Origin of the sequence: Caballeronia sordidicola (genome assembly GCF_000729995.1) — a bacterium.
Classification (GTDB): domain Bacteria; phylum Pseudomonadota; class Gammaproteobacteria; order Burkholderiales; family Burkholderiaceae; genus Caballeronia; species Caballeronia sordidicola_A.
Genome location: NZ_JNFG01000005.1, coordinates 100,553 through 126,852, shown reverse-complemented (window position 1 = coordinate 126,852; position 26,300 = coordinate 100,553). Strand labels below are relative to the sequence as shown.

Annotated in this window: 28 protein-coding genes; 14 read left to right on the top strand and 14 right to left on the bottom strand. The window is 60.4% G+C overall.

Annotated features, from left to right (window positions below; translation table 11 throughout):
- Positions 1–109 precede the first annotated feature (109 nt).
- The 5 genes from FH08_RS0105085 to FH08_RS0105065 all read right to left on the bottom strand — a co-directional run bounded on the left by FH08_RS0105085 (position 110) and on the right by FH08_RS0105065 (position 4,903).
- Entirely contained in the window at positions 110–1,099 is a 990-nt protein-coding gene (locus FH08_RS0105085; RefSeq protein ID WP_031357288.1) for a quinone oxidoreductase family protein, read from the bottom strand.
- Between the two features lie 42 nt (positions 1,100–1,141).
- Positions 1,142–2,164: an ABC transporter substrate-binding protein gene (locus FH08_RS0105080; protein WP_031357287.1), complete on the bottom strand. Its 1,023-nt coding sequence runs from the start codon at positions 2,162–2,164 to the stop codon at positions 1,142–1,144.
- A 223-nt stretch (positions 2,165–2,387) separates the two neighbouring features.
- On the bottom strand, positions 2,388–3,182 hold the full coding sequence (locus FH08_RS0105075; protein WP_031357286.1) for a MetQ/NlpA family ABC transporter substrate-binding protein: 795 nt from the start codon (positions 3,180–3,182) through the stop codon (positions 2,388–2,390).
- 43 nt (positions 3,183–3,225) lie between these two features.
- A complete protein-coding gene (locus tag FH08_RS0105070; RefSeq protein WP_031357285.1) occupies positions 3,226–3,879 on the bottom strand; it encodes a methionine ABC transporter permease in 654 nt (217 codons plus the stop codon).
- On the bottom strand, positions 3,869–4,903 hold the full coding sequence (locus FH08_RS0105065) for a methionine ABC transporter ATP-binding protein (protein ID WP_031357284.1): 1,035 nt from the start codon (positions 4,901–4,903) through the stop codon (positions 3,869–3,871). The genes FH08_RS0105070 and FH08_RS0105065 overlap by 11 nt, the downstream gene beginning before the upstream one ends.
- A 357-nt stretch (positions 4,904–5,260) precedes the next feature.
- Between FH08_RS0105065 and FH08_RS0105060 the strand changes: the two genes are divergently transcribed.
- Complete coding sequence (locus FH08_RS0105060; RefSeq protein WP_051887779.1) at positions 5,261–5,905, top strand: NAD(P)H-dependent oxidoreductase; 645 nt, start codon at positions 5,261–5,263, stop codon at positions 5,903–5,905.
- Between the two features lie 1,074 nt (positions 5,906–6,979).
- On the opposite strand, the gene FH08_RS0105055 is transcribed toward FH08_RS0105060, so the two are convergent.
- Positions 6,980–7,195: a hypothetical protein gene (locus tag FH08_RS0105055; RefSeq protein ID WP_031357282.1), complete on the bottom strand. Its 216-nt coding sequence runs from the start codon at positions 7,193–7,195 to the stop codon at positions 6,980–6,982.
- Between the two features lie 346 nt (positions 7,196–7,541).
- Here FH08_RS0105055 and FH08_RS0105050 point away from each other — a divergent pair, with 346 nt between their 5' ends.
- From FH08_RS0105050 to FH08_RS0105025, 6 genes are all read left to right on the top strand, one after another.
- Positions 7,542–8,474: a TauD/TfdA dioxygenase family protein gene (locus tag FH08_RS0105050; RefSeq protein ID WP_031357281.1), complete on the top strand. Its 933-nt coding sequence runs from the start codon at positions 7,542–7,544 to the stop codon at positions 8,472–8,474.
- Positions 8,475–8,543: 69 nt separating this feature from the next.
- Entirely contained in the window at positions 8,544–9,611 is a 1,068-nt protein-coding gene (locus FH08_RS0105045; RefSeq protein ID WP_031357280.1) for an ABC transporter substrate-binding protein, read from the top strand.
- A 29-nt stretch (positions 9,612–9,640) separates the two neighbouring features.
- Complete coding sequence (locus FH08_RS0105040; protein WP_035565347.1) at positions 9,641–10,477, top strand: ABC transporter permease; 837 nt, start codon at positions 9,641–9,643, stop codon at positions 10,475–10,477.
- Between the two features lie 12 nt (positions 10,478–10,489).
- Entirely contained in the window at positions 10,490–11,305 is an 816-nt protein-coding gene (locus FH08_RS0105035) for an ABC transporter permease (RefSeq protein WP_031357278.1), read from the top strand.
- Between the two features lie 39 nt (positions 11,306–11,344).
- Positions 11,345–12,130 carry an ABC transporter ATP-binding protein gene (locus tag FH08_RS0105030; protein WP_031357277.1) on the top strand — a complete coding sequence of 262 codons (786 nt, stop codon included), beginning with the start codon at positions 11,345–11,347 and terminating at the stop codon, positions 12,128–12,130.
- Between the two features lie 174 nt (positions 12,131–12,304).
- Positions 12,305–12,520 (top strand): hypothetical protein, encoded by a 216-nt coding sequence (locus FH08_RS0105025; RefSeq protein WP_031357276.1) that lies wholly within the window; start codon positions 12,305–12,307, stop codon positions 12,518–12,520.
- Between the two features lie 30 nt (positions 12,521–12,550).
- Here FH08_RS0105025 and FH08_RS0105020 read toward each other — a convergent pair whose 3' ends face one another.
- Positions 12,551–13,498: a TauD/TfdA dioxygenase family protein gene (locus FH08_RS0105020; protein ID WP_031357275.1), complete on the bottom strand. Its 948-nt coding sequence runs from the start codon at positions 13,496–13,498 to the stop codon at positions 12,551–12,553.
- A gap of 274 nt (positions 13,499–13,772) precedes the next feature.
- Here FH08_RS0105020 and FH08_RS0105010 point away from each other — a divergent pair, with 274 nt between their 5' ends.
- From FH08_RS0105010 to FH08_RS0104980, 7 genes are all read left to right on the top strand, one after another.
- A complete protein-coding gene (locus FH08_RS0105010) occupies positions 13,773–14,564 on the top strand; it encodes an SDR family NAD(P)-dependent oxidoreductase (RefSeq protein WP_031357274.1) in 792 nt (263 codons plus the stop codon).
- 61 nt (positions 14,565–14,625) lie between these two features.
- Positions 14,626–15,474 carry a MetQ/NlpA family ABC transporter substrate-binding protein gene (locus FH08_RS0105005; RefSeq protein ID WP_081889362.1) on the top strand — a complete coding sequence of 283 codons (849 nt, stop codon included), beginning with the start codon at positions 14,626–14,628 and terminating at the stop codon, positions 15,472–15,474.
- A 105-nt stretch (positions 15,475–15,579) separates the two neighbouring features.
- Entirely contained in the window at positions 15,580–16,434 is an 855-nt protein-coding gene (locus FH08_RS0105000; RefSeq protein WP_031357272.1) for a CmcJ/NvfI family oxidoreductase, read from the top strand.
- 153 nt (positions 16,435–16,587) lie between these two features.
- Positions 16,588–17,391 (top strand): MetQ/NlpA family ABC transporter substrate-binding protein, encoded by an 804-nt coding sequence (locus tag FH08_RS0104995; RefSeq protein ID WP_031357271.1) that lies wholly within the window; start codon positions 16,588–16,590, stop codon positions 17,389–17,391.
- A gap of 194 nt (positions 17,392–17,585) precedes the next feature.
- On the top strand, positions 17,586–18,542 hold the full coding sequence (locus FH08_RS0104990; RefSeq protein ID WP_235210291.1) for an aliphatic sulfonate ABC transporter substrate-binding protein: 957 nt from the start codon (positions 17,586–17,588) through the stop codon (positions 18,540–18,542).
- A 26-nt stretch (positions 18,543–18,568) separates the two neighbouring features.
- Positions 18,569–19,402, top strand: coding sequence for an ABC transporter permease (locus FH08_RS0104985; RefSeq protein ID WP_031357269.1), 834 nt, complete (start codon positions 18,569–18,571; stop codon positions 19,400–19,402).
- Positions 19,399–20,145 carry an ABC transporter ATP-binding protein gene (locus FH08_RS0104980; protein ID WP_031357268.1) on the top strand — a complete coding sequence of 249 codons (747 nt, stop codon included), beginning with the start codon at positions 19,399–19,401 and terminating at the stop codon, positions 20,143–20,145. Before FH08_RS0104985 ends, FH08_RS0104980 begins: the two co-directional genes overlap by 4 nt.
- Positions 20,146–20,165: 20 nt before the next feature.
- On the opposite strand, the gene FH08_RS0104975 is transcribed toward FH08_RS0104980, so the two are convergent.
- From FH08_RS0104975 to soxC, 7 genes are all read right to left on the bottom strand, one after another.
- Positions 20,166–20,381 (bottom strand): TOBE domain-containing protein, encoded by a 216-nt coding sequence (locus tag FH08_RS0104975; RefSeq protein ID WP_031357267.1) that lies wholly within the window; start codon positions 20,379–20,381, stop codon positions 20,166–20,168.
- Positions 20,382–20,458: 77 nt separating this feature from the next.
- Positions 20,459–21,298 (bottom strand): ATP-binding cassette domain-containing protein, encoded by an 840-nt coding sequence (locus tag FH08_RS0104970; RefSeq protein ID WP_235210286.1) that lies wholly within the window; start codon positions 21,296–21,298, stop codon positions 20,459–20,461.
- Positions 21,295–22,089 carry an aliphatic sulfonate ABC transporter permease SsuC gene (ssuC, locus tag FH08_RS0104965; protein ID WP_031357265.1) on the bottom strand — a complete coding sequence of 265 codons (795 nt, stop codon included), beginning with the start codon at positions 22,087–22,089 and terminating at the stop codon, positions 21,295–21,297. The genes FH08_RS0104970 and ssuC overlap by 4 nt, the downstream gene beginning before the upstream one ends.
- Positions 22,090–22,102: 13 nt before the next feature.
- Positions 22,103–23,251, bottom strand: a complete 1,149-nt coding sequence (ssuD, locus tag FH08_RS0104960) for an FMNH2-dependent alkanesulfonate monooxygenase (RefSeq protein WP_031357264.1) — start codon at positions 23,249–23,251, stop codon at positions 22,103–22,105.
- A gap of 224 nt (positions 23,252–23,475) precedes the next feature.
- On the bottom strand, positions 23,476–24,513 hold the full coding sequence (locus FH08_RS0104955) for a sulfonate ABC transporter substrate-binding protein (RefSeq protein WP_081889359.1): 1,038 nt from the start codon (positions 24,511–24,513) through the stop codon (positions 23,476–23,478).
- Between the two features lie 19 nt (positions 24,514–24,532).
- Positions 24,533–25,048: a c-type cytochrome gene (locus FH08_RS0104950; protein ID WP_031357262.1), complete on the bottom strand. Its 516-nt coding sequence runs from the start codon at positions 25,046–25,048 to the stop codon at positions 24,533–24,535.
- Entirely contained in the window at positions 25,041–26,288 is a 1,248-nt protein-coding gene (gene soxC / locus FH08_RS0104945; RefSeq protein ID WP_031357261.1) for a sulfite dehydrogenase, read from the bottom strand. Before soxC ends, FH08_RS0104950 begins: the two co-directional genes overlap by 8 nt.
- Between the last annotated feature and the right edge of the window lie 12 nt (positions 26,289–26,300).

Below are 26,300 nucleotides of genomic sequence, written 5' to 3'. Positions count from 1 at the left end.
GACCTTCTCAAAGGATGCGGTGTGCCGGCGCACAATGGCGACAACAGTCACTGCATTCGACAACAATTAACAACGACCGCCACGACTGCGACGGACGCATTGATAGTACCTATCCAATCATCAATACCGACTTGCCTACCTGGCGCCGTGCCTCAAGCTCGGCATGCGCCTCTTCAACCTTATCGAACGTATAGCGGGCGCTGATGGCAATGGTCAGCGAGCCGTCGGCGAGTGCGGCGAACACGTCGTCGGCGCGACGCTGCACGGTTTGCGCGTCGGCGAGATGATCGGCGAGCCGCGGACGCGTCAGGAACAGCGAACCGCTTTCGCCCAGTTCAATAGGATCGAGATCGTTTAATGAACCCGACACCGATCCATAGTTGACGACCAGCCCGCGCACGCGCGTGGCGCGAAAACTGTCGCGCAGCGTCGTGCGGCCGACCGCGTCATACACCACATCCACGCCCCGGCCGTCGGTCGCTTCGCGCACGCGGTCAGCGAAGCGGCCTTCGTCGTACAGCATCACGTGATCTGCGCCGAGCTTGCGGGCGATGTCCGCCTTCTGCTCGCTGCTCGTCGTGGCGAAGACCGTCGCCCTGCGGCGCTTGGCAAACTGCACCAGCAACTGGCCGATACCACCCGACGCCGCATGGATCAGGCATGTGGTGCCGGCGCCCACATGGCCGACATCATCGATCAGATAGTGAGCCGTCGATCCCTGGAAGATCGCGGCAGCGGCAAGGTCATAGGGAATTGAGTCCGGAATCCGCGCCAGTTTCGCCGCCGGTACAACCGCGTATTCAGCGTAAGCACCCCACGAAATACACCACGCGACCCGCTCGCCCAGTTCGAACGACGTCACGCCCGCGCCGGTTTTAACCACATCGCCGGAACCCTCCATGCCAAGCGTGCAGGGAATTCTCACGGGGTACGTCCGCGACACCTTGTATTTTCCTTGGCGGGTGTGGATATCCATGAAGTTGATACCTGCGCACCTGACCCTGACCAGCACCTCGCCGTATCCCGGCTGAGGAACTTCGATATCCTGACGAATCAGGACTTCGGGTCCGCCGTACTGTTCTATGCGTATCGCTTTCATGGCATCGCTTCGAATAGAGGGAAATGGATCGCCGGTTTCACTTTATTTGGCACCGATCTGCACGCGGTCCACGAACTCGTTCGTATAAGTCCTCGACAGATCGATATGACGCGGATCGATCGACGAGTTCGCCAGCGTGAGCACCTTCAGTACGGCCGCGGGCGTCCCGTCCGGCATCCGCCCGTCTTTCGTAAACATCGGCATGGAGGACTTCAGCGCGCTGATATAAAGCGCCTTGCCTTGGCCTGGTCCGTAAAAATCGCTTGGCACCTTGGCCGTTATTTCTTCGGCACTATGGCTCGCAATGAACGCCAGCGAGCGCACCATCGCGCGCACAAGCTTCTGCGCTTCATCACGATGCGTATTGACCCAGCTTCGCTGAGCATAGAAACACGGGCCGGCGTACGGACCGCCTAAGGCTGCCACCGTGCCTGCCGCGCTGCGCATGTCCACGAGCACTTTCGCATCGCCGCTGGCCAGCAGCCGGCTGGCGACCGGCTCTTCGATCATGCCGGCATCGATACGGCCCTGGTCCATGGCCGAGATGAAGCTGTCGTCGGAACCCACCGGCAACACCGAGTACTCCTTCGGCGTCAAACCAGCGCGCGCGGCAAGATAATGGGTCAGGAAGTTCGTCGACGAACCCAGTCCCGTCACGCCCAGCGTCTTGCCTTTCGCGTCGGCCATCGTGTTGAAACCCGCCGCGGATTTCTTCGAGACCAGCTCGACCAACCCCGCGCTCTTGCTGAACACGACCAGCGCCTCGACATCCTTGCCGCGGCTCTGCAAGTCGATGGTGTGATCGTAAAAACCAACCGCGCCCTGGATTGCACCGGCGAGCAGTTCGGTCGCGGTATCGACACCGGCCGGCTGGGACAAAATCTCGAATTCGAGTCCTTCGTCCTTGAAATAACCGAGTTGCGACGCGAGGATCAAAGGCAGATAGACGATCTTGGACGTGCCTCCCGCCATCAGCGTCAGCTTTTCCGCCCGGGCAGGCGACGCGGCGCACAACAGCGCGGCCAGCGTGCAAGCGAGCGTGAAAAAGCGGGAGGGAAGCTGCATCGTGAAACGTCTCCTTCTATCCGTGGCAATCCGGCATCTTGTTCTAATGTGCGGCAAGTATAAGAAGGCAAAGCCTTCTGCCAGCTTTCTGCCCGGGTGGAAAAAGATTGGCGTTTACCCTTGGCGGTCGGTATTACGTGCCTTTTTCACCATGCCCAAACGACTGCGCGCTCTAACCCGTGAGGGAGAGAGCGCGCATGATGCTCGAGTTTTGTTGCGAGGCTTACCAGGCGGCGATCACCGCACCCGCGTATTTCGCTTCAATGAACTGCTTCACTTCCGGCGAGTGATAGGCCGCCACGAGTTTCGCCACCCACGGCTTGTCCTTGTCCGCGGCACGAATCGCGATGATGTTCGAGTACGGGCCATTCGGATCTTCAATCGCGATCGCGTCCTGCTTCGGCTTCAACCCGGCTTCCATGGCGAAGTTCGTGTTGATCGCGGCGGCGTCCACATCGGCGAGCGAGCGCGGGATCTGCGCGGCGTCGAGTTCGACGATCTTCAGCTTTCTCGGGTTATCGATAATGTCGAGCGGCGTCGCTTTCAAGCCCGCGTCCGCGCGCAACTTCAGCAAGCCGTTCTTTTGCAGGAGCAACAGCGCCCGGCCGCCGTTGGTCGGATCGTTTGGTACGGCAATGCGCGCGCCCACCGGCAACTCCGCCAGCGACTTGAACTTCTTCGAATAGATGCCCATGGGGAACGTGACCGTATCGGCGATCTTGATCAGCTTGTAGCCGCGGTCCTTCACCTGCGCGTCGAGATACGGCGCGTGCTGATAGCTGTTCGCGTCGAGATCGCCCGACGCCAGCGCTGCATTCGGCTGGACGTAATCGGCAAACTCGACAATCTTGATGTTCAGGCCGTTCTTCGCGGCCACCTGCTTCACGACTTCCATGACCTGAGCGTGCGGACCGCCGGTCACGCCTACCTTGATGGTTTCATCGGCTTGCGCGACGTTGGCGAGCAATGCGGAAGCGCTGAACACAGCGGCCAGCTTGAGAATGAATCGACGTTGCATGGACTACCCTTAGAGCTTGATGTAGAAAATTATGTGTGGCTAATTACTTGTGGCTGAGACGGCGCACGAGCCAGTCGCCGAACGACTGAACAAGCTGCACGAAGACGATCAGGATCACGACCACCGTCAGCATCACTTCCGGCAAAAACCGCTGATACCCGTAGCGAATGCCCAGATCGCCCAAACCACCGCCGCCGATCGCACCGGCCATGGCCGAGTACCCGACGAGCGATACGAACGTAATCGTCAAACCCGCAACCACACCCGGCAAGGACTCCGGCAACAACACCTTGAACACGATCTGGCTTGTGGTCGCGCCCATTGCCTGCGCCGCTTCGATCAGGCCGCGATCGACCTCGCGCAGCGCTGTTTCGACCAGCCGCGCAATGAACGGCGCGGCCGCGATAGTCAGCGGCACGACCGCGGCCGCCGTCCCGATCGACGAGCCGACCACCAGCCGCGTGAACGGGATCACCGCGACGAGCAGAATGATAAATGGTGTCGAACGCACCGCATTTACGACGCCGCCCATGACGCGGTTCAACGCGAGATTGCGCAACACGCCGTCGCGGTCGGTGAGATACAGCAGCACGCCCAACGGCAGCCCCAAAGCCGCACCGACCAGTCCGGAAATGCCCACCATCACGAGCGTTTCCCAGAACGACTGGACGAACATATCGAACATTTCACTCAACATGGGACATCTCCTCCACCACCACACCTTGTTCACGCAGATAAACAATTGCCTCCGCGACGTTCGCCGGCTTCCCTGCCGCGAGCACCGCCAGCGAGCCGAACGCCTGGCCCTGGATCTCGTCGATCTGGCCGTGGAGGATGTTGAAATCGAGCTCGAAGCGGCGGATGGTTTCGGAGAGGATCGGCTGGTCGACGCCGGAGCCGGTGAACGCTAGCCGCAGCAAATGACCGCTGCCGGTTTTCAAACGCTCGGCCACGCGCAGCTTCAGCGCGGGCGGCAACTCGTGCGCGATCACGTCGCCAATCAACGCGCGCGTGACTTCATGATGTGGCTGCATGAAGACATCGACCACGTTGCCTTCCTCGACTACGCGACCGGCATCGAGTACCGCGACGCGATCGCAGACTTGCTTGATCACGTCCATCTGGTGCGTGATCAGCACGATCGTCAGGCCGAGTTCCTTGTTGATCTTGCGTAGCAGATCAAGAATGGAGCGCGTGGTTTCAGGATCCAGTGCGGACGTGGCTTCGTCCGAGAGCAGCACTTTCGGCTTGCTGGCAAGCGCCCGGGCGATCCCCACGCGCTGCTTCTGGCCACCGCTGATCTGGGCGGGATAACGATCTTTTTGTGTGGTCAGCCCGACGAGTTCCAGCAGCGGCAACACTGTCGACTCGATCTCGCCGCGCTTCATGCCGGCCAGTTCAAGCGGCAGCGCGACGTTGTCGAACACCGTACGCGACGACAGCAAATTGAAGTGCTGGAAGATCATGCCGATGTCACGGCGTGCCGTGCGCAATTGCGCGGCGGGCAGCGTGGTGAGGTCGCGGCCGTCGACGATCACGCTGCCTTCGCTTGGCCGCGTCAGCAGGTTGATGGTGCGCACCAATGTGCTTTTACCGGCGCCGCTGCGGCCGATGATGCCGAATACTTCGCCCGGCGGAATCGTCAAGTCGACGTTATGCAGCGCTTCGATCCAGCCTCGTGGGCCGGCGAAGCGTTGCGACAGATTTCGAATTTCGATCATGTAAACAAAAAAAGCGGCGGACTTCCCTGTGAGCGAGTTTGCTCGGGCAGCCGACCGCCGTTCATCCCTGGTTCGCGAGAGGCGAAAGTTTAACGTAACCCGCGTCGGGGCCTTAATAATCTATTGCGCAAGGCTAATTACTTCTCCGTATGTAGGGCGCGGGGCGGGGCCGTCAGGGGTGTTGGGAGCCCTCGAAATACGCAATGCTCATATCGATTCAAGCAAAGCTCGGTTCACTCGCGCAAAATCGATAGCTAAGATGACGGCATGATCCATGCGTGATCGATGATTCAATGCGTCGATACGCTCCGGCGTTCTGGCATACGAACGCGGCTCCACTGCACTCCCGGGAGTATTTTGTTGAAAAGCCTTGAATTTCGCCGGCCGCTCGTCGTCGGCATTGGCGGCACGACCCGCGCGGCCTCATCGACTGAACGCGCGCTTCGCATCGCCCTGAAGGGCGCCGAAGCCGAAGGCGCACGCACGCGACTGTTTGGCGGCACGTTCCTGCACTCGCTGCCTCACTACGCGCCCGAACATGGTGAGCGCACGGCGGAACAGCTTGAGTTGATCGAGGCGGTGCGCGAAGCGGATGCGGTCATCATTGCGACGCCGGGGTATCACGGCGGTGTTTCTGGGCTGGTCAAGAACGCGCTGGACACGCTGGAGGAACTCAGCAACGACAAGCGTCCCTACCTCGATGGGCGGGCGGTCGGCTGCGTGGTGACGGCTTATGGCTGGCAGGGTGGTGGTGCTGTGCTTACGTCGCTGCGCTCGATTGTGCATGCGTTGCGGGGATGGCCGACACCGTATGGCGCGGCGGTCAACTCACTGGAAACGCGCTTCGAGACGATTGACTCCTGTTCGGACCCGAAAGTCGCGGAGCAGTTGGCGACCGTGGGGCGGCAGGCTGCGCAGTTTGCATTGGCGTTTAATGCGCGCGATGCGGTGGGGGAATTGGATCTGCGGAGTGAGGGGTCGGTTGTTGGTGGGCGGAGTTGAGCGGGGGTCCTGCCGTCAGCGGGCGGGTTGACGCCGGGTTGCCAGGTTCCTGCGGTAGCGGGCGGGGTCAATGCCGGGTTGCTAGGTTCCTGCGGTAGCGGTCGGGGTCAATGCCGGGTTGCTGCTTTCGGGGTTAGTGGTCTGCGTGATTCGGATTTTCTCTTTATCACTATTAGCCACTGTGCGTGGCGGCACGTCATTTCTTTGTCCAAAGCGACAAAGAAACGAAGCAAAGAAAGCGCTTTCAAAACGCGGGCTCATAAGTTGACCCAGCGTGCAGTTTCCGCGTTTTTGGCACCCCAAAAGCACGGTGCTCGCCAGAACGAAGGATGTGTGAAACCCTCCTTCTCCGAACACGGATACCCACACGCTTCGCCACCAGTGACTGAACCTGCCCAAGGAACACCCCGCGCTATCCGCGTACAACCATTATGAAATTAGTTCGCATATCGAACCACTTCGCCCCCCCTGGAAACCCGGCCGCAGAAGTACGTAAGGCCGTAACCGCGAAAACAATGCGCGGGCCACGCGATCGACCTGCAAAAGCGAAGCTTTAAATATGCCTCCGCCCGGCCGTATAGTCCGCCGAGATAACGGCGCAGACCGAGCAGCTAACCCACCAAAAAACGAAGCCGTACATACGCGTATGGCCGTGCGGGTTTCCGTGGCAATGGTGCTTGCTCGAGAGCGTACGGGGCGAAGCGTGTGCGTGTAAGAATTCGCGAGAAGGAGGGGTTCAAACATCGGTGGCTCTGGCGAGCACCGTGCTTTTGGGGTGCCAAAAACGTGGAAACTGCACGCTAGGTCAACTTACGAGCCCTCGTTCTGAAAGCGTTTTCTTTGCTTCGTTTCTTTGTCGCTTTGGACAAAGAAATGACGCGCCGCCACGCGCAGTGGCTAATAGTGATAGAGAAAATAGCCAACTCATGCAGACCACTAACACTGAAAGCAGCAACCCGGCATTGACTCAAACCGCTAGCGCAGGAACCTGGCACCCCGGCACTAACTCCGACCGCTAACCCCAAACCATCAAAACCCCGAAACCCGTCCACCGGCGCGAGCAAAAACCACCCGCTAATCCTTGAACGGTAATTCAGGCGTAAAAACAAACGGATCAAGCGCATACCCCGTATGGAAATAGCCGCTGCAAGCACACGTCGCGATGCGCTCAAGATCATACGGCTCACGCGCCGCCGCGTGCGACTGACTGCCGGCCAGCGTACGCCGCTCGCGCCAATGCCGCAGCACTTCACTGCCCCAGTTTCTAAAAGTGGCTCTCGGTTCAGACATCGCAGTTCTCCTTCAACGCATCCCGGTACGGGCTACCGCTAAGTACAAGGTAGGTCAAACTTAAACGTACGGAAACCATCTTTTATTCATTTGCATATCTGACGATGAATAGAAAACCTATCAATTCCTATTAAGCCAGCGCTTCACGGGGTTTCATCAAAGGTCCTTCATAAACGACCCACGTCCGGTGTGTAAAGCAAAGTCCAATCGCTTCGTTGCCGCGCCCGCGCACGGATGCTTCAATTTATTGCCGCTGCGTTTTTCTGCCCGCCCAGCGCGAGCATCCGGATACACCACGATCCATAACAACACCCGACGCTATCCACGATTCCCCAAGGAGCATCCGATGACCCTCATCGCCACGCCTGCCGTTGCCGCCGAACCCTCGAACGCACTGGAACTCGACGTCCATCCAGTGGGCGGCCGGATCGGCGCCGAAATCCGGGGCGTGCGCCTCGGGCCGGATCTCGCCGACTCGACCATTGCGGCCATCAACGCCACGTTGCTGCAACATAAGGTGATCTTCTTTCGCGGCCAGTCGCATCTGGACGACGCCGCGCAAGAAGCGTTCGCCAGCCGCTTCGGCGAAACCGTCGCACACCCGACCGTGCCATCGGTCGCCGGCAGCAATCGTCTGCTCGAACTCGACTCGAAGAACGGCTCCCGCGCCAATTCATGGCATACGGACGTGACCTTCGTGGAAGCGTATCCAAAGATCTCGATCCTGCGAGGCGTGGTGATTCCGCCCGCTGGCGGCGATACGGTCTGGGCGAACACTGCGGATGCCTACAAGCGTCTGCCGGACCCGCTGCGCGCCCTGGCAGACTCCCTGTGGGCCATTCATACGAATATTTACGACTACGCTGCGAACCACAGCGCACCCGCCACCGCCGCCGAGCAGGCGCATCGCGAACAGTTCACATCGACGGTCTATGAAACCGAACATCCGGTCGTGCGCGTCCATCCGGAAACAGGCGAACGCACCCTCGTGCTGGGCCATTTCGTGCAGCGCTTCGTCGGCTTGTCGCAGCGCGATTCGGATCGCCTGAAAGAGCTTTTCCACGATCACGTGACGCGCCTCGAAAACACCGTGCGCTGGCGCTGGACCCAGGGTGACGTGGCGATCTGGGACAACCGGGCGACCCAGCACTATGCAGTAGCCGACTACGACGAGAGCGCGCGCCGCGTGGTCCGGCGCGCGACGGTGCATGGCGACGTGCCCGTGGGTATCGACGGCCGGCGCAGCCGCGCATTGCGCGGTACGCCCGCGCTGAACTGATCCTGCGTATGTCATTCGGCAGCGCTGAAAAGCCGCGCTGCCGTTTCCTACCCTTCGTCCGCGAATTCAATGACCCCACGATCCCTTCTGCATTCCCTCGTTGTCACGCTGGGCATCGTTGCCGCCACGAGCGTCCTGGCCGCCGCCCCTGCTGTTGTCCGAATCGGCGTGGCGACACAAGGTTACGGCGATCCGCCCGTGTTCGGCGGTTCGTCGGCCGCGACCGCCCAACTGCAGCACCGCACGGAAGACGCTCTCAAAGCGGACGGCGTCAAGGTTGAATGGCTGTTCTTCAAAGGCGCCGGACCCGCAGTCAACGAAGCGCTGGCGAATCGTCAGATCGACTTCGCCTATCAGGGCGACCTCCCCGCCGTGCTCGGCCGCGCGAACGGCCTCAAAACGAAATTGCTGGTCGAGTCGGGCGTGCGCACCGGCGTCTACCTGGCCGTGCCGCCCGACTCCGACATCAAGAGCGTCAAGGATCTCAAGGGCAAACGGGTCGCCATCTTTCGCGGCACCAATCTGCAGCTTGTGGTCGACAACGTCTTGAAAGCGAATGGTCTTTCCGAACGCGATCTGCGCGTGATCAATCTCGACGATGCCGCGTCTCAAGCCGCGCTCGCATCGAAGGGCGTGGATGCGGTGTTTCTCGACTTCAAGCTTTTCAAGCTCCAGCGGCAAGGCCTCGCGAAGATCATCTACGCGTCGCGCGACGGCGGCCTCCAGTACACGCGTCAGGCGCATCTGCTGGTGCTCGACGACTTCGAGCATGACCATCCCGAGATCGTGCAACAAGTCGTGACGGCAGTCGTACAAGCGGCTCAGTGGTCTTCTGACGAAGCCAATCGCGGCGAACTCTTCACGCTGTGGGCGAAGAGCGGTGTGCCGGTGGAATCGTGGCAATCGGAGTACGCGAACCAGACGCTCAAGGACCGTATTTCGCCGTTGATTGATCCGTTTATCGTGGCCCGCTATCAGGCCGTTGCCGACGACGCGCTGCGTCTGAACCTGATCCGTCAGCCCGTGAGCGTGAACGGCTGGTTCGAACCGAAGTATCTCGACCAGGCCTTGAAAACGCTGAAGCTCGAGAACTACTGGCCTCGTTTCGATGCATCCGGCAAGCCGCTGGCGTCGTGAACGTCTGAATTTCTCTGGAGAATCCGGTCATGGCGAACAGCATCGCTCGCACTTTGAATCCAGGCCAACGGGTGCCGCTCGACGGCACCCACAGTCACACCGCGAGCGTCGCGCGATCACTCGGCTGGATCGCGCTGCCCTGGCTCGTGCCCGTGGCCTGCGCCGTGTTATGGGTGCTCGGTTCGCACTATGGCTGGATCTCGCCGCAGATCCTGCCGTCGCCCACCCTCGTCTTCGAAACCCTCGGCGGACTCGCCAGCAGCGGCGAACTGTGGATGCACATCAGCGCGAGCCTGTCGCGGATCGCGGTCGGCTTCACGGGTGGCGTCGTGCTCGGCTTGCTGCTTGGCGCATGGCTGGGACTATCGCGCACAGCCGAGGCTTACATCCTGCCCAGCTTCAATGCGGTCGTACAGGTGCCGGTGCTGGGCTGGCTGCCGTTCCTCATGATCGTGGTGGGCATAGGCGAGCCGTTGAAGTATTTGCTGATCGGGCACGCTGCGCTCGTTCCGGTCACCTTGAGCACGCTGCAAGGATTTCGCCGGACCCCGCCCGCGTATCTCGATGTTGCACGCGTCTTTCGCTACTCACGGCGCCAGACCATCTTCAACGTGATCCTGCCTTCGGCCGTGCCGGTCATCGGCACCGGTATCCGCCTTGCTTTCACCAAGGCGTGGCTCACGCTGGTCGTGGTCGAACTGGTGGCATCGTCGGAAGGACTCGGTTACCTGATCGTGTACGGACGGCAGCTATTCCAGCTCGACCTGGTGCTGGCGTCGGTGCTGATCGTGGGCGCGATCGGGTATGTCGCGGACCGCTTGCTGACTGTTCTCGAACACAAGCTGTCGCCCGCGCGGCCGGCCTGAAGGAGTATCGACATGTCCACGCCGTCTCTCGAACTTGAAACCGGCTCCGGTGCCATCGGCGCTTCGGGCGAAGCGGGCAAAACCGGACGCTGGCGCGGCTGGGTCATCCCGGCTGCCGCCCTTTTCGCCTGGTGGTTCGTCTCGCGTCACGTAGTCGCCGGGCACGGCATGATGACCTCGCCGGCTCAAGTGTTGCACACGGCTATCGACCAGGCGAGAAGCGGCGCGCTATGGCGTGCGCTCTCGGCATCGCTCGCACGCGAGCTGACAGGCTTCACGCTCGGTGCAAGCCTTGGGCTCGTGCTGGGTGCGTTATTCGGTGTCTCGCCCTTCGCGAACCGCCTGATTGGTCCAAGCTTCAACGCATTCAAGCAGGTCTCCTTGTTTGCATGGATACCGTTGATCTCGGTATGGTTCGGTCTCGGCGATGTCGCCAAGGTCGTCTTCCTTTCGCTCGCCGCACTGGTGCCCGTGGTCGCACATACGAGCGACGGCATTCGCGCGGTCTCCCCTGAACTTCTCGATGTTGCCAGCGTGTTCCGCTACAGCAAGTTGCAAACGGTCAGATACGTCGTCTTGCCCGCTGCGTTGCCGTCCATCTTCACCGGCATTTATCTCGCGCTGATTTATTCGTGGCTGGCAACGCTCGGTGCGGAGTATCTGCTGGTCGCGGGCAGCGGCATCGGCAACACGCTCGTCGACGGCAGCGAGCAGTTCCGGATGGATCTCGTGGTGTTTGGCGTGATCGTGATCGGCATCACCGGTTGGGCGTTGAATGCGTTAGCCCGTGCCATCCAGCAACGCTGGTTCCGCGATCCGGCCGTTTGATTGCGAATTTTCCATCTTTCATAAAGAGTCCATATCATCATGGCGACTGTCTCTGTTACCCAAACCAGTGAGCTCAGCCTGCATCACGTCACGAAGCGTTTTGCCGGCGATGACCACTCGGTGCCCGTGCTCGATCGCATCGACCTGTCGGTGAAGAGCGGCGAGTTCGTGGCTATCGTGGGGGCGAGCGGGTGCGGCAAGTCCACGCTGCTGCGCCTGATTGCAGGGCTCGACGACCAGTTCGACGGTGACATCGAATTCAGCGGCGAACGCATTCGCACCACCGATCTTGCGCGCGGTATCGTGTTCCAGGATCATCGGCTGTTTCCGTGGCTCAACGTGGAGCAAAACATTGCGGTCGCACTGAAGAACTCCGGGCGCAGCAAGGAAGAGAACCGCCGTGCGGTCGCCGAGCATATCGCGCTGGTCGGGCTGAAGGGGTATGAGAAGCATCATCCGCATCAGCTGTCGGGCGGCATGGCGCAGCGCGTGGCCATTGCTCGCGGACTCGTCAACCGGCCAAAGCTCCTGCTGCTCGACGAACCGTTCGGCGCACTCGATGCGCTCACGCGTAGTCGTCTTCAGAATGAGTTGCGACGCATCTGGGAACACGAGCGGATCACGATGATCCTGGTCACCCACGACGTTGATGAAGCCGTGTTCCTGGCCGACCGCGTGGTGGTCATGCAGGCGCGGCCGGGGCGCATTGGCAAGGTGGTGGGGGTCGATCTCCAACGGCCTCGCAACCGCAGCGACGCCGCGTTCGTACGTTTGCGCGATGAAATACTGGCGGACTTCAGCGTGCCGCAGGACGCGGCCGCCTGATCAGAAATGTTCTCGCCGGGGCACATGCATCGCAAAGTTTCCTTCTTTCCAATCCTTAACGGCGACGGGTTTGCTTCTGCCAAATGCTTGTTTCACTTGTTCCTTGCGGCTGGTTAATCTGGTGCACATGCATCTACTGCATAGTTTGCATTGTGTACTGGAGGTAAAACAAGCATGCATTACAAGGGTTATGAAGTCGCTCCCGCGGCACAAGCGCTGCCCAGCGGATTGTTCGCCGCTAATCTCGTGATTCAGGATGAAGCATCGCTGCAAAAGCGCGCTTATGTATTCGACGCGCTCGACTACTTCTTCGAATCCGATCTCGCCATTGCCTATGCCGCGCGCTGGGCTCGCATGTGGATCGACAATCGGCGGCTGCCTCGCGCCTGACTTCAAGGGCGCGGCGCTCAGTATCGGCGCTTAGTTCAATGCCACGGCCGCTGCCGCATTGACCGGTGACCCTTCCAGTGCGACCGAAGCGCGTCCGTCCGGTCCTACCGGCACATCGCCCACGAGCGTTGTCCGATACAGTTGGCGGTCGAACTCCAGGTCGAAGATATCGGAAGGGGCAAGGTGTGCCGTTGACCGGTTGTCCCAGAACGCGATGCTGCCCGGTTCCCATTTAAACCGCACCGTGAATTCCGGACGTGTCACATGTTCCCACAGCAGTTCGAGGATCGCCTGACTCTCACGCGGCGTAACGCCGACAATATGCTTCAGGAAACTCGGGCTAACATATAACGCCCGCTCGCCGGTTTCAGGGTGCACGCGCACCAGCGGATGCTCAGTGACCAGCGCGCGTTGCTGCACGGCTTGCTCAAACGCGCTGGTCGCGCTGGCCCCGGCGGGCGGCGTGAATTTATGCACACCGCGCAGGCCATCGACAAAATCGCGCAGCGGCGCGGAGAGTTTTTCATACGCGGCAACAAGGCTTGTCCATTGCGTGTCGCCACCATAAGGCGGGATGGTGACGCCACGCAGGATTGATGCAAACGGCGGGTTAACTGCTGCCGTCACATCGGTATGCCAGCCGGTCCAAGGGCGTAACAATGCCTGTCCTTCGAAGCGCGTTGCCTTGCGATACTTGGAAATGGAATAGATCTCGGGATGCCCTTCAACGTGCCCGAACACGGGATGCCCCAGCGTGAGTTCGCCGAATTGCGCGGAGAACGCCACGTGCTGCGCATGCGTGAGGAATTGCTCTCGAAAGAAGATCACGCGCCATTTCAACAAGGCCGCACGAATCTGCGCGACCTGATGGGTGTCGAGCGGCTGCGATAGATCGACGCCACTGATTTCAGCACCGATAAATGCCGACAACGGCGTAACCTGGACCGATTCGGTATTGCTTGCGACGGCTGCGTTCATTGCGTGTCTCCTGAAGGGGAATCGCCAGCTTGATTTGGGGGAAGGCCGGGGCTTTGAGGTTAAAGGTCAAGCATGCGCGGCGGCATGAAACATCCCGACGTTTCGATATGCACATTACGACCAGCCCGCGGCGGCCTCAACCAATCGATGCGCATATGCAAACCACGCCGAACGCAAAAGATGGCTCAGGACTAGAATTAATCTCGCAGTGTCGAATAACGTTATCGCGTTTTCTTCCTTCCCAATCGCCAGGAGCCGGTCTAACGTCACCGCCATGAACTCAACCATCCAGTCATCTTCCAGTCTCCCTCATGAGCAATCGCCGGTCGCGTGGATCGCCGGGGTCGGCGCCAGCGCGGGACTCGGCGCAGCAGTTGCCAGGCGCTTCGCGCAGGGCGGTTTCACTGTCGCCCTCACGGGACGCACGGCCGAGCGTGTGGAAAGCATCGCTGCGGAGATTCGCGCCGCCGGCGGCGTAGCACACGCATTGCCCGGCGACATCTCGAATGAAACAGCCGTCGCCGAGCTCGCCGATCGCGTACGTGAACTCGGTCCGCTAACGGCCGCCATATTCAACGCAGGCGGTGCAAGCCGAGCGCCAACGCTTGAATTGAGCGCAGCGGACTTCGAGCAAGCATGGCGCACCGGCGTACTCGGTGGTTTCCTGTTTGCCCAGGCAGCGCTGCGCCGGATCTTGAACAACGGGCTGAACAGCGCAAGTTCAACGGGGCGCGGCTCGCTGCTGTTCACGGGCGCTACGGCCGCGTTGCGCGGCAAACCACCCTTCGCCGCTTTTGCTGCGTCGAAGGCGGCGTTGCGCTCATTGAGCCAGACCCTTGCCCGCGAGTTCGGGTCCGAGGGCGTACATGTGGCGCATATTGTGATTGATGGGGGTATCGACGGCGAGCGTTTGCGCCAGAATGCGCCGCAGCGCGTACAACAGGCCGGTGACGACGGCTTGCTCCAAGCGAGCGCCATAGCAGAGAGTTATTGGCAATTGCACAATCAGCATAGAAGCGCATGGACACAGGAACTTGATCTGCGTCCGTTCAAGGAAACCTTCTGAACAACGAGCCGCGCGTTGAGACCTTGCGCGCGGTTCGCTTTCATGCGCTCCCTGCGGGCGCATGACATCATTTACTTCTCCCATTTATCTCCTCATGTCGAAACGCCCCTTCCTCCTTGCGTTGGCGCTGTGCGCTGCGCTCGTTCCATTCAGCGCTCGCGCCGCCGGTGCAAACGAATTGCGCATCGGCTTCGTGCCCGGACCATACGCCGATGAATTCAAGGCCGGTGTCGAGCCGCAATTGCGTCAGAAGGGTTATACGATCAAGTATGTGGAATTCAGCACCGGGCTGGAGGCAAATCAGGCGGTGTATCGTGGAGAGATAGCAGCTGATGTCATGCAGCACGAGGTCTACCTGAAGTCATACAACGATCGCAACGGGACGGATCTGGTTGCCGTCGTACAAGTACCCACACCACCGATGGGTCTTTATTCAAAGAAGCATCATGCACTGACTGAAGTTCACGCCGGCTCGACCGTAGCCGTGCCCAACGATCCGGTCAACCTGGAACGCGCACTCAAGATCCTGCAGCGGATCGGCTGGATCAAGCTTCGTCCGAACAGCAATCCGGTCGATGTAACCGAGCGTGACGTGATCGCGAATCCGGCCGGCATCAAGATCGTTCCGCTTGAAAATGCGCAGGCGCCGCGTGCGCTCGATGACGTTGATTTCGCCGCTATCCAGGGCAACTTCGCCATCTTCAGCGGCTACAAACTCACCGACGCACTCGCCTTGGAACAGATGACACCGCCCTACATCAACCAGGTCGTGGTCAGGGCTGCGAACAAGACATCGCGCAGCACGCAGGACATTGTCGATGCCTATCAATCCCCCGCTTTTCAGCAGGCCATCCTGAACAATCACTTCTATGACGGCTTCCGTCTGCCCGAATACTCCGCCAGCAAGTAGGGTTATCGCTAGGCGATCCGAATAACCTTATGGAATTTTATTCGTTCAGCTTCGGGTGATGCGGGTATAGCTTTGAAGTCTTGATTCCCAGGCCGAGGAACGACCATGAGCACCGTATTCGAAGAACGTCCGCGTGCAGAAACGTTGCAGGCGGTAGAAGCTGAACTCAACTATCTGCGTGCTGGCGAGGGCCGGCCGGTAAGCTACACGTTTGAGCCGCCTCCCGGCGTGCCCTGGACTTCCGGCGTACTCGAAACCCGCAGCGTGACGATCCGCGACGCGCGTCCGCTCGCGGCAGCGGGAGAGTTATCGCTGGATAAAAGCGGCTTCGAGCGCGTCGCGCACGCGAGCGAGCTGACCGACTTTAGCGACGATGCCGCCATCCGCTCGATCTACTACAGCGAATCCGCACAGGTCCTGCTCAAGGCGACGGGCGCCGAGAAGGTCGTGGTATTCGACCACACCCTGCGCGACAGCTTGAACGGCTCGCGCGCAACCTCGTCGTTACGCGAACCCGTGAGGCGCGTGCACAACGACCAGACGTTCGTTTCCGGGCCGCGCCGCGTGCGCGACCATCTGAGCGCCGATGAAGCCGCGCAACGCCTCAAGCATCGCTTTGCGATCATCAACCTATGGCGCCCTCTCGACGTTGTGGAGCAACTACCCCTGGCACTCTGCGATGCACGCTCGATTGCAGCCGGCGACCTAGTGCCCAGCGACCTTGTGTATCAAGACAAGGTCGGTGAGACCTTCTCTTTCACCTATAACCCGACGCATCGCTGGTATTACTTCCCGAAGCTACGGCCCGATGAGCCGCTGCTGCTCAAGATCTACGACTCCCGCAACGACGGCACGGCTCGTCTGACCGCGCACACGGCGTTTGAAGATCCGACTACGCCGCAAGGTGCGGCCCCGCGAAGAAGCATCGAATTGCGGGCGCTCGTCTTCTGGAAGGAATGAAGCGCACGAAGCGGTCGCTGACCGGTGCATCACGCGCATGCACCGGATCTTAGCTAAGCTTTCATATTGGCATAAACACATGAAAACAGAATGGTTAGATTAGCGCGCAAGTCATGAGAGGATTCGCGCCTGCCAACCAGAAAGAGTTTCAACATGCATCGTAGAACCGCTCTAGCAAGTCTCGCCTTCGCCGCACTCGGCGCTGTCTTCAGCGTCGCCCATGCGGAAGACGCCCCGCTGAAAATCGGCACCATGAGTGGTCCGGATGCGCAGATCTGGACCGAAGTGGCCAAGGTCGCAGCAACCGAAGGTCTCAAGATCAAGGTGATCGAATTCAACGATTACATCCAGCCCAACGCAGCGCTCGACGCTGGTGACCTCGACGCAAACGGCTTCCAGCACCAGCCATTCCTCGATAGCCAGATCAAGCAGCGCGGCTACAAGATCGTCAACGTGGGCCTGACCTACGTTGCACCAATGGGCTTCTATTCGAAGAAGATCAAGTCGCTGAAAGACCTGCCGCAAGGGGCGAAGGTCGGTATCCAGAACGACCCGTCCAACGGCAATCGTGCGCTGTTGTTGCTGCAAAAAAACGGCATCATCAAGTTGAAGGATGGCGTGGGTAAGGACGGCGTGAACGCAACGCCGCTCGACATCGTAGAAAACCCGAAGGGCATCAAGCTGATCGAACTCGACTCGGCACAGTTGCCGCGTTCGCTGGACGACCTCGCTGCCGCATCGATCAATACGGACTACGCCGTGAAAGCGGGCCTGTCGCCTACGAAAGACGCGATTGCTATCGAAGACCTGAAGGGGCCTTATGCCAACCTGATCGCAGTACGTACTCAGGATCGCAATGCACCCTGGGTCAAGAAACTGGTCGCCGCCTATGAGTCGCCGGACGTGAAGAATTTCATCAACACGCAGTTCAAGGGTTCGATCATCCCGGCGTTCTAATCGGGACACGCACGCCGCGCGGCGAACCGGTCATAGCTTCTAACGTTCTTACGTTGTGAGCTTTTATTGGTTCGCCTCGGCGGCGGCTTTCATTACATTGACCGGTCACTAAAAATTGCATTAACGACCATCCGGATCAATCGATGAAACCCGCCCGACGCACCCTGCTTTCCCGTTTCATTGTCTCGCTCGCCATGTTGACAGCAGCATGGGTGCCGGCCGCAGCGCACGCCTCGCCGCCCGCGGAACTGAAGCTGGACTACGCGTACTACTCGCCTGAAAGCCTGGTCATCAAACGGCAGGGCTGGCTTGAAAAACAGTTGGCGCCGGATCATACACAGGTCAAATGGGTATTGAGCCTCGGCAGCAACCGTGCGCTCGAATACCTGAACAGCGGCGCGATCGATATTGGCTCCACAGCGGGCCTTGCCGCCCTGCTCGGGCGCGCTAACGGCAATCCTATCCGGGCAGTCTATATTTACTCGCAGCCCGAATGGACCGCGCTGGTCGTACGAAAGGATTCGCCACTCAAGACCCTGGCTGATCTGAAGGGCAAGAAAATTGCCGCGACCAAGGGCACGGATCCTTACCTCTTTACGTTGCGCGCGCTGCATACCGTCGGCCTGACGCGCGACGATGTAGAACTTGTCAACCTGCAACATCCCGATGGGCGCACTGCGCTCGCCAACGGCCAGGTCGATGCATGGGCCGGTCTTGATCCGCATATGGCCGCGGCGCAAATCGATGACGGCGCTCGGCTGCTTTATCGTAATGTTGCGTTCAACACGTATGGGTTCCTGAATGCGCGTGAAGACTTCATCAAGGAACATCCTGAGACCCTTGCGCACGTGCTGAAAGTGTATGAGCAGGCACGCGTGTGGATCGCAGCGCATCCCGACGAAACCGCGAAGATTATTTCGGAGGAGTCGAAGTTGTCGCTGCCGGTAGCAAAGCTGCAATTGAGCCGCAATGACTTCAGCCATCCGCAGCCGGGTGCCGAACAGATCGATGCGTTGAGGGCGGCCGCACCTATTCTCACGCAGGAGCAACTCGTCAAGCCGGGCACCGATTTGAATCAGGTGATCGACGCGCTGATCGATGTCAAGTTCGCGCAGCCGGTCATAGCATCTGCCACGGCCAATGCCAAATGAACCGGCCCGCGCTAAGAGCGAGTGCGATGTCCTCCGATGAATCCCTCGCACTGCCTGGACAATTGAAGTCCGGGGAGAAAACCGGGCGCTCCCCGCTGCAACCATGGCGCATTGCAGGGCTCTTGCTGCCCTTCGCATTTCTCGTACTCATGGAGGTCCTGGTACGAAGCCATGTTGTGCCCGAGCATCTCGTTCCCGCACCAAGCACGATTGCTGAAACGCTCTGGCAACTCGGTGGTGAGCGTCTTGCGCGGCATATTGGCGTGAGTAGCCTGCGCGTGTTTGCGGGCTTCGCCATTGGCGCGCTGATAGCAATCCTTTTCGGTGCGGCGATGGGCTTGAGCCGCAGGATTGACTCATTGCTCGATCCAAGTTTCCAGGCGCTTAGAGCGATTCCATCGCTGGCATGGGTCCCTGTTCTTCTGCTCTGGATGGGTATCGACGAAGCGCCCAAGATTACGTTGATTGCCATAGGCGCTTTCTTTCCGGTGCACATTAGCGTGGTCGCCGGCATTCGCGACGTGGACCGCAAACTGATCGAACTGGGCGAGGTGAATCGGCTGAGTCAGCGGGCGCTTTTTACGCGCATTCTGCTCCCGGCATCGCTGCCGCACATCTTCACCGGCCTTCGGACGGGCCTCAGCCTCGCATGGATGTTCATGGTCGCCGCCGAGCTGATCGCGGCCACGCGCGGTCTGGGCTATCTGCTAAGCGACGGCCGCGAAACGGGGCGGCCGGACGTTGTGTTCGGGGCCATCCTGTTACTCGCGTTGCTCGGAAAACTCAGCGACAGCGTGCTCAAGGCAATCGAAACCCGCGTGCTTTCCTGGCGCGACACCAGCACCGGAAACAAACGATGAGCGCCCCTCTTCTCGACCTGCGCGTCTCTGACAAACACTACGACACGCGCACCATAATCGAACGCCTGACGCTTTCGATTCGGCGCGGGGAGATAGTGAGTCTGGTCGGTCCGAGCGGTTGCGGCAAGAGCACGTTGTTGCGCATTCTCGCGGGCCTCGACCGGGACTTCAATGGCGAGATCCTGCTGGATGGAAGACCGCAACAAGGTCCGTCAAACAGGATCGGGGTGATCTTTCAGGAGCCGCGCTTATTGCCCTGGTTGAACGTTGCGGACAACGTTGCGTTCCCGGCAGGCCCGCGTCGCGGCAATGATCCGCGTGTAGGTAGTTTGCTGGCTGAAGTGGGTCTTGCCGAGGCGCGCGCTTATCTTCCCAAGCAGTTGTCCGGCGGCATGGCGCAGCGGGTAGCAATCGCAAGGGGTCTGTTTTCCGAGCCTGACTTGCTGCTGCTTGACGAGCCCTTCAGCGCAGTCGATGCAATGACGCGGATGCGCTTGCAGGACCTTTTGTTATCGCTCGTGCGCTCGCATGGGACGGCAGCCCTTCTGGTCACGCACGATCTGGACGAAGCGCTTTATCTTTCGGACCGTGTGCTGCTAATGACACCGTCGGGTAAAACCGGTGCAGGGCGAATCGTTCGTGAGATCGCAGTGGGAGTCGAGCGGCCGCGCGATCGTCGCGACCTCTTGCTCGCGAGCCTGCGCGGTGAATTGCTGGAAGGTCTGGGGGCGGTCACCGTCTGACTCCGCCCTTCAACGCAGGCTCAAAGCCGTGCAATAGAGACTTCTGTCGACTTAACGAACGCAATGACTTCGCTGCCGACCTTCAATTCCAGCTCATCAATCGAACGCGTGGTGATCACCGACGTGACAATGCCGTAAGGCGTTTCCACATCGACTTCCGAGACCACCGAACCGCGAATGATCTCCTTGATGTGCCCTTTGAACTGGTTGCGTACATTGATTGCCGTGATGCCCATTGTGATGCTCCGTATTGATTGAATAGTGCCGGGGCCGGTAGACAGCGGCAATGAGTGAATCGAATCGATAACCCGATCTAGGCCAACTGCGCACCGTTCCTGAGAACGCGCGACAACACCTGTTCTTCCAGATCGGCGAAACCCTCCGCCGTGCGCAAACGCGGGCGCTGCAGCGTGATAGCGGCATCGAAGGAAATCTTCCCTTCTTCGATCAACACAATCCGCTCGCCCAGCGCCACCGCTTCCTGTACATCGTGCGTGACAAGCAATGCGGTGAAGCGATGCTCACGCCACAAACGTTCGATCAACGCGTGCATTTCAATGCGCGTCAACGCATCGAGCGCGCCCAGCGGCTCATCCAGCAACAGCAGGTCCGGCCGATGCACCAGCGCGCGTGCAAGCGCCACCCGTTGCCGCTGACCACCTGATAATTGCGCGGGCCAATCGCCCTCCCGCGCGCTCAGGCCCACTTCAGCCAGCGTCGCGCGAGCGTCTTCACGCGACGAACGCGGCAAGCCGAGCATGACGTTTTGAAGCACGCTTTTCCATGGCAGCAGGCGTGCATCCTGGAACATGATGCGCGTCTCCAGCACGCTGGCTCCCGCGGCCGCGTTGCGCTGCACTACGCCGCCGGTCGCTTTTTCAAGGCCCGCGATCAGGCGCAGCAACGTGGACTTGCCGCAGCCGCTGCGCCCGACTATCGATACAAAGCTGCCGCGTTCAATGGCGAAATCGAAGTTCGACAACACCTTGCGTTCGCCGAAATGTTTATCGACGCCTTGCAGTGCGACGGCCATGTCTACTGACTGTGGCCGGGGCGCAATTGCAGCCGGTGCGCGCTCTCGTGCGGCAACTCCCGACGTGTTCCCTTCGAGCACGGCGTTGCCGGATGCGTACGGTGCGTAGCTTGATGTCACGTTTTTGCTCCCTTCTGATACGCAGGATGCCAGCGTAGCGTTGCCCGCTCGATCGACTTGGCCAGCATGTCGGCGAGCTTGCCGAGCAGCGCATAAAGCAGGATGCCGACCACCACTACATCGGTCTGCAGGAACTCACGCGCGTTCATGGTCATATAGCCGATCCCCGATTGCGCCGAGATGGTTTCCGCGACGATCAGCATGACCCACATCAACCCGAATGCGAACCGCACGCCCACCAGAATGGAAGGCAATGCCCCCGGCAGGATCACGTCGCGATACAACTCGAAGCCTGAGAGTCCGTAGCTGCGAGCCATCTCGATCAGGTCGGCATCGACGGAACGAATGCCGTGATACGTGTTCGTATAGACGGGAAAAAACACGCCGAGCGCGACCAGGAACAGCTTCGCTTCCTCGCCGATGCCGAACCACAGGATTACCAACGGGATCATCGCGAGCGCGGGGATATTGCGGATCATCTGCACGGTCGAGTCGAGGGCGATCTCAGCCGGCTTGAAGAGCCCTGTGCCCAACCCAAGCACGAATCCGATGCTGCCGCCGATCGCAAAGCCCGTGAGAGCACGCCATGCGCTGACCTTCACGTTCGCCCACATGTCGCCCGACTGGATCAGCTCCCACGCGGCCTTGACGACGGCAAGGGGTTCGGGCAATACGCGTGACGACAAACCGCCCGTGCGAGCGGCCAGTTCCCACGCGATCAGGATCACGATAGGCACGAGCCACGGCGCAGCCTGTACACCGGCGCGGCGAAAAAACGGAACCACGTTCATCGGACCCCCGGGTTCAACTTTGCGACGCACGCGGCAGATACGACGTGCCGACGATTTCACCGAACGGCCCCGACAACGGACCCGACGCGCGCTCTTTCTGTTCGCGCGGCAGCAGCGGGAACACAAGCTCGGCGAACCGGTACGACTCTTCAAGATGCGGATAGCCCGACAGGATGAAGGTGTCGATACCCAGCGCCGCGTACTCTTTCATCAAGCCCGCGACCTGCTCCGGATTACCCACCAGCGCCGTGCCCGCACCGCCGCGCACGAGTCCAACACCAGCCCACAAATGCGGGTACACCTCGAGCTTGTCGCGCTGGCCGCCGTGCAATGCCGCCATGCGCCGCTGGCCTTCCGAATCCATCTTTGCAAACGATGCCTGCGCGCGCTGGATGGTTTCATCGTCGAGCTTGCTGATGAGCCTGTCTGCGTCGGCCCACGCTTCCTGTTCGGTCTCGCGCACGATCACATGCAGGCGAATGCCGAACTTGATCTTGCGGCCTTTTTCGGCCGCGCGGCGACGGATATCGGCGAGCTTCTTTTCAACTTCCGCAGGCGGTTCACCCCAGGTCAGATAGGTATCGATATGATCAGCCGCGATCTCGTGCGCCGCCGGCGACGAGCCGCCGAACCACAGCGGTGGATGCGCATTCTGCACGGGCGGATAAAGTACCTTGCCGCCCTTTGAACTCAGATGCTTGCCTTCGAAATCGATGGTGCCGCCTTCATGCGACGCCTCAAGCAGGCCACGCCAGATGTGCAGGAATTCGTCCGTGACTTCATAGCGGGTGTTGTGGTCATTGAAAACGCCGTCTCCGGCCAGCTCGATCGGGTCGCCGCCCGTGACCACATTGATCAGCAAACGGCCGCCTGAGAGGCGGTCGAAGGTCGACGCCATGCGTGCGGACAATGCCGGTGAAGTCAGACCCGGGCGGATTGCGACGAGGAACTTGAGGCGTTTCGTGGCCGGAATCAGGCTGGATGCCACCACCCATGCGTCTTCGCAGGAACGGCCCGTCGGCAGCAGCACGCCTTCATAGCCGAGCGTATCGGCGGCCACCGCGATCTGGCGGAAGTAGTCGTAATCCGCGGCGCGCGCGCCTTGCGTCGTGCCGAGATAACGGCTGTCACCGTGGGTCGGAATGAACCAGAAAACATTCATCGGGGGCTCCTGCCTTGCGGGTCTAAGTTCAAGTGTCGGGTGAGGGATTGGCGTAGGACGAACGAACCAAAGTGACGCGCATGTTCGTACGAAACGAGTCGCCCGTCCCCGTTCAGATGATTCATCTTAGCGATGCCCACTTTGGGCATGAACGATTTATTTAAGCTAAGGTTCTCGCCAATTCTGCTTATGCGTCTCAAGCGATGCAGTAGCGCAGCATCGGACTAAACGACGCTCCAGCGCGCATCGACCACAGCAAGCTTTTTCGGAATCAGCTTGAGGTCGGTGAAGGTATCGGCAATCTGCTGCTGATAGGCGAGCGTCTCCGGCGTGATTGATTGCACCCCATAGCCCGTCCGCTTCAATGCGCGTTCGAGCGTCGGCTGGTCCAGCCCGACCAGCGGCGACAGGAGCTTCGCGGCATCCGCTACGTTGTCGCGGCCCCATTGATCGACGTGGTCCAGCTCCTCCAGCAACGCATGCACGAGCTGCGGCTGAGCGGTCGCGAACTTACGCGTTGCAAGGTAGTACTGCGTGTTGCGCACCAGTCCGGTGCCGTCCACGATCACACGTGCATTCGCCTGACGTTCGACGGCCGCGAGATACGGGTCCCAGATCACCCATGCGTCGACGCTGCCCTGCACGAACGCCGCGCGCGCATCAGCGGGAGCCAGATAGACCGGCTGGATATCTGTATACGAAAGGCCGGCTTTCTTCAGCGCCTCTACCAGCAGGTAGTGGACATTCGAGCCCTTGTTCAACGCCACTTTCTTGCCGCGCAGATCTTCTACCTTGCGGATGGGCGAATCGTGCGGCACGACGATCGCTTCGCCTTGCGGTGCAGGCGGTTCGTTGCCGACATAGACGAAGTCCACGCCCGCGGCCTGAGCAAATATCGGTGGCGTTTCACCGACCGTACCGGCATCGACTGCCCCTGCGTTGAGCCCTTCCAGGAGTTGCGGCCCGGCTGGGAATTCGAGCCATTGCACGGTGACGCCTTGCGCGGCGAGCCGTTTGTCGAGCGTGCCGCGCGCCTTCAGAACGACGAAGTTGCCGTATTTCTGATAACCAATGCGGAACATTTTTTCCGACTCGGCGGCGCGCGCGGTCTGGCTCGCAAGTAGCGCCCCGGCGCCGGTCAGGATGCTGGTGGCTCCGGCGCTTAACGCCGCCATTTTTAGCAGTGCACGACGGCGTGATGGAACGGCCAGTTGCGGTAACGTTTCGTCTTTTGTTGGGTAAGTTGGGTAATGGTCAGACATGCTTTGCTCCTTCAAATATTCAGAGTCGGCCAGGACGCGGATCGGGTACGAAACCGTCACGATTCGGCATCCTTACCTTTTGTAGAGACTGCGCGTCGAGCCGCGTATCGGGCGGTACGACGCCGTTCCGGTTCAACAGGAAAGCGCTGAGTGCATAGACCTCGTCGGCCGACAGGGACTCAGGCGCGTTATAAGGCATTGCGCGGCGGATGTAGTCGAACAACGTGGTGGCGTATGGCCAGTAACTGCCTACCGTGCGCTTGGGTTTTGCACTCGCCAGCGTGCCGCGACCACCCACCAACGCATCGCCGATCAAACCCTGACCGAGCGCACCGTGACACGCAGCACACTTCTCTGCGAATACATGCGCGCCCGTCGTTACGTCGCCGCTACCCGCGGGAAGACCGTGCCCATCCGGCGCAACGTCGATATTCCATGCAGCAATCTCTTCCTCCGTGAGCGGCGTGCCGATGTCGCGCGCCGCGAAGCACGCAGGCGCCACCACAATGAGCGCGAGCAATAATGCCTTACGCATTGCGCACCTCGCCTGCTGCATCAATACGCCATTGCTGGATCGCGTTGTAGTGATACTGCGAGTTGAGACCACGGGCCGCGACCAGTGCTTCGCGGGTGGGTTGAACGTAGCCGGTTGAATCGGTGGCGCGCGACAGTATGCTCGCGGGCTCGCCGGTCCAGTGCCAATCAGCCTGAAAACGCGTCAGCGCGCGGTCCCGCACGGGCGTTTCCAGTCGCGCCGTTCGCCAGCTTGCGCCACCATCCGTCGATACTTCCACCTGGCGAATCGTGCCGCGTCCCGACCATGCCAGTCCGGAGATTGGATAAAACCCGCGCGTGGTCAGCCGATGTCCCGGCGACGGCCGCGTGATCACCGACTTCGCGTCCATCTCGAACACGAACTGGCGGGCGGTGCCGTCGGCGAGGAGATTCGTGTACTTCGAGGTCTCCTCGCGCGTCTCCAAAGGAGCGTCGACCACCTTCAGGCGACGCAGCCACTTCACGTTCGTGTTGCCCTCGAAACCGGGCACGATCAACCGCAACGGATAACCGTTCTCGGGACGCAATCGTTCACCGTTTTGCGCGTAGACCACGAGCGCCCGATCCGCGATGCGCGACAACGGCAGGCTGCGAGTCATCGCGGCGGCATCGGCGCCTTCGGCCAGCACCCAGCCCGACCCGCCGGTAGTACCGCCGACCTCCTCCAGCAACGTGGACAATCGCACACCGGTCCATTCGCAACACGACAACAGACCGTGAGTGAGCTGCACCGGCATGCCGCTCGGACCGTTCCATTCGTTACCGGTATTTCCCGAACATTCGATGAAGTGAATCCGCGACTCCGACGGCAATCGCAGGATATCGTCCATCGTGAAAAGCTTTGGATTCCGTACCAACCCATGGATTGCCAGACGATGCAGCGATGGATCGATATCCGGAACGCCTGCATGATGACGCTCGTAGACGAGGCCGTTCGGGGTGATTGAACCGTGGAGATCGGCGAGCGGCGTCAAGGAGGATGCCGCTCCGGGCAAAGGCCATGCCTTGGCAGCGCGGCGCACTACGTCCGCTTCATATCGTGACGGCACGCCGTAAGGGTGTTCGAGGATCGGTGCGCCGGGCGTCTTCGACCAGGCGGCGACCTCAAGTGGTTTCAGCAACTCGGCAGCGCCGGCTTGCGACGCGGCAAAGCCGCCGGCGGCCAAACTACCGAGCAGACGCCTGCGACTGAGTGAAGGTGAGGACTTACGGGACGTCATCGGCTTACGGCC

Coding starts and splice junctions, on each gene's coding strand:
- FH08_RS0105085 (WP_031357288.1), bottom strand. CDS start 1,099: ATGAAAGCGATACGCATAGAACAGTACGGCGGACCCGAAGTCCTGATT.
- FH08_RS0105080 (WP_031357287.1), bottom strand. CDS start 2,164: ATGCAGCTTCCCTCCCGCTTTTTCACGCTCGCTTGCACGCTGGCCGCG.
- FH08_RS0105075 (WP_031357286.1), bottom strand. CDS start 3,182: ATGCAACGTCGATTCATTCTCAAGCTGGCCGCTGTGTTCAGCGCTTCC.
- FH08_RS0105070 (WP_031357285.1), bottom strand. CDS start 3,879: ATGTTGAGTGAAATGTTCGATATGTTCGTCCAGTCGTTCTGGGAAACG.
- FH08_RS0105065 (WP_031357284.1), bottom strand. CDS start 4,903: ATGATCGAAATTCGAAATCTGTCGCAACGCTTCGCCGGCCCACGAGGC.
- FH08_RS0105055 (WP_031357282.1), bottom strand. CDS start 7,195: ATGTCTGAACCGAGAGCCACTTTTAGAAACTGGGGCAGTGAAGTGCTG.
- FH08_RS0105050 (WP_031357281.1), top strand. CDS start 7,542: ATGACCCTCATCGCCACGCCTGCCGTTGCCGCCGAACCCTCGAACGCA.
- FH08_RS0105045 (WP_031357280.1), top strand. CDS start 8,544: ATGACCCCACGATCCCTTCTGCATTCCCTCGTTGTCACGCTGGGCATC.
- FH08_RS0105040 (WP_035565347.1), top strand. CDS start 9,641: ATGGCGAACAGCATCGCTCGCACTTTGAATCCAGGCCAACGGGTGCCG.
- FH08_RS0105035 (WP_031357278.1), top strand. CDS start 10,490: ATGTCCACGCCGTCTCTCGAACTTGAAACCGGCTCCGGTGCCATCGGC.
- FH08_RS0105030 (WP_031357277.1), top strand. CDS start 11,345: ATGGCGACTGTCTCTGTTACCCAAACCAGTGAGCTCAGCCTGCATCAC.
- FH08_RS0105025 (WP_031357276.1), top strand. CDS start 12,305: ATGCATTACAAGGGTTATGAAGTCGCTCCCGCGGCACAAGCGCTGCCC.
- FH08_RS0105020 (WP_031357275.1), bottom strand. CDS start 13,498: ATGAACGCAGCCGTCGCAAGCAATACCGAATCGGTCCAGGTTACGCCG.
- FH08_RS0105010 (WP_031357274.1), top strand. CDS start 13,773: ATGAACTCAACCATCCAGTCATCTTCCAGTCTCCCTCATGAGCAATCG.
- FH08_RS0105005 (WP_081889362.1), top strand. CDS start 14,626: ATGACATCATTTACTTCTCCCATTTATCTCCTCATGTCGAAACGCCCC.
- FH08_RS0105000 (WP_031357272.1), top strand. CDS start 15,580: ATGAGCACCGTATTCGAAGAACGTCCGCGTGCAGAAACGTTGCAGGCG.
- FH08_RS0104995 (WP_031357271.1), top strand. CDS start 16,588: ATGCATCGTAGAACCGCTCTAGCAAGTCTCGCCTTCGCCGCACTCGGC.
- FH08_RS0104990 (WP_235210291.1), top strand. CDS start 17,586: ATGTTGACAGCAGCATGGGTGCCGGCCGCAGCGCACGCCTCGCCGCCC.
- FH08_RS0104985 (WP_031357269.1), top strand. CDS start 18,569: ATGTCCTCCGATGAATCCCTCGCACTGCCTGGACAATTGAAGTCCGGG.
- FH08_RS0104980 (WP_031357268.1), top strand. CDS start 19,399: ATGAGCGCCCCTCTTCTCGACCTGCGCGTCTCTGACAAACACTACGAC.
- FH08_RS0104975 (WP_031357267.1), bottom strand. CDS start 20,381: ATGGGCATCACGGCAATCAATGTACGCAACCAGTTCAAAGGGCACATC.
- ssuC (WP_031357265.1), bottom strand. CDS start 22,089: ATGAACGTGGTTCCGTTTTTTCGCCGCGCCGGTGTACAGGCTGCGCCG.
- ssuD (WP_031357264.1), bottom strand. CDS start 23,251: ATGAATGTTTTCTGGTTCATTCCGACCCACGGTGACAGCCGTTATCTC.
- FH08_RS0104955 (WP_081889359.1), bottom strand. CDS start 24,513: ATGTCTGACCATTACCCAACTTACCCAACAAAAGACGAAACGTTACCG.
- FH08_RS0104950 (WP_031357262.1), bottom strand. CDS start 25,048: ATGCGTAAGGCATTATTGCTCGCGCTCATTGTGGTGGCGCCTGCGTGC.
- soxC (WP_031357261.1), bottom strand. CDS start 26,288: ATGACGTCCCGTAAGTCCTCACCTTCACTCAGTCGCAGGCGTCTGCTC.